This window comes from Lactiplantibacillus nangangensis (assembly GCF_005405065.1).
In the GTDB taxonomy this organism is placed as follows: Bacteria; Bacillota; Bacilli; order Lactobacillales; family Lactobacillaceae; genus Lactiplantibacillus; species Lactiplantibacillus nangangensis.
The window spans coordinates 1-1654 of the sequence record NZ_BJDI01000036.1; the positions used below are offsets into that span (position 1 = coordinate 1).

Genomic DNA, 1654 nt, shown 5'->3' on the forward strand with positions numbered 1-1654 from the left:
TCAATCTTAAGGGGATTTTATTATGCCTAGAACTAAGTTTACGCCACACAAAAAAATAGCCATCATTCAAGGGTTAGCGCGCACAGAATTAACCAAGAAAGCTTATCTGAAATCGTATGGTATTTCAGATAAAACGATCCAAAGATGGCAAACTTTTTACGAGCAATCAGGTATTGAAGGATTAGAGGAACGCCATAACTGGACTCGTTATAGCATCGAAACCAAGCGACAAGCGGTGGCGGCCTATCTAAATAACGAAGGTAGTCTAAGTGAAATCAGTCACAGATTTGGACTAAGAAGCAAGACCCAACTTCAAGACTGGATCAAAAAATTTCAGTATAATGGGACCAATCAAACGTTGACGGCCACACCGTCAAGAAAGCAGGTCCGCATTATGAGTCGTAAAACTACTTTTGAAGAACGAATCAAAATCGTTGAATATGTCACCGCCGGTAAACACACCTATTCGCAAGCTTCAGAACACTTTGAAGTTTCCTATCAACAAGTTCGTTCATGGATACTCAAGTCTGAAAAAGATGGTTATATCGCCCTCAAAGATGGTCGTGGTCGAACTAAGCCAGTTGACGAAATGACCGAATTGGATCGGCTCAAATTAGAAAATCGCCAATTGAAAACAAAGCTCAAAGAACAGGAGGTACTAGACCTCTTCGGAAAAAAATATCGGGAACTACAGAAAAAGGAGTGAATGCCAAAAACAAGTTAGCGTATCAAGCCATTCAAGCAATCAGTAGACAAATTCATGGTGCTCAAGCCATTATCCTACGTTATTTAGGGATTAGTCGCCAAGCGTACCATCAGTGGCAACACCATGAAGAAACTGCTTGGGAGCAGCAAGAAGCCACTCTTAAGCAAAAGATTAGTCAAGTCTTCCAAGAACACCGGCAAAGAATCGGCGCTGGTAAGATGTATCATTATCTTACCCATGATGAAACGCTCAACTTTTATATTTCGGGCAAGCGCGTCAAACGCTTGATGAGCAACTTACATTTAAAATGTCAAAGTCGGTTAAAGCGTCGTCAGCCGACTAAGCAAGCTGAACAAGAATTACGCGATAATATCTTAAATCAACAATTTGATCTAGCGACTAAGCCTAATCAAATCTGGTTATCCGATTCGACGGAAGTTCGTTATGGCATCAATGGTGAACATAAGCTTCGTTTATGTGGGGTCTTAGATTTATATGGTCGGTATTTACTAGCGTACAAGTTAAGCGTTACGGAAACGAGCGAAGCCATGATGGATACCTTCAAACAAGCTTTCGACGTCACCGGTGACGTCCATCCAATGGTCCATACTGACCGAGGATCGGCATTTACCGCCAAAGCATTTGGTAAATTAATGTCAGAACACCAGGTTCTTCGCAGCATGTCGCGACCAGGAACGCCTTACGACAATGCGCCCATTGAGCGTTGGTGGAATGAGTTCAAGCTAAATTGGATGGAAAGCCATCCAATACCTAAGACTAAGGCCGAACTTATTGCGCTTATCGAGGAAGGCATCCACTACTTTAATTATGTCGACCGAACGACACAAAGAAACGGCTCCACCGCGGTTGAATACCGCAGTGAAGCCGCTTAAGCAACACTCGCAAAATTATATTATTTCATCTGTCAACTTGACAGGGACTAGTACA

At 42.4% G+C, this 1654-nt stretch carries 2 protein-coding genes; both read left to right on the forward strand.

All coding sequences use genetic code 11. The features are described 5' to 3' along the window. Positions 1-22: 22 nt before the first annotated feature. Complete coding sequence (locus FFM70_RS13735) at positions 23-706, forward strand: helix-turn-helix domain-containing protein (protein WP_137617405.1); 684 nt, start codon at positions 23-25, stop codon at positions 704-706. Next, positions 703-1599 (forward strand): IS3 family transposase, encoded by an 897-nt coding sequence (locus FFM70_RS13740; RefSeq protein ID WP_137617406.1) that lies wholly within the window; start codon positions 703-705, stop codon positions 1597-1599. The genes FFM70_RS13735 and FFM70_RS13740 overlap by 4 nt, the downstream gene beginning before the upstream one ends. Positions 1600-1654: the final 55 nt, after the last annotated feature.

Excerpts from the sequence above, each read along its gene's own strand:
- FFM70_RS13735 (WP_137617405.1), top strand. The coding sequence starts at position 23 with ATGCCTAGAACTAAGTTTACGCCACACAAAAAAATAGCCATCATTCAA.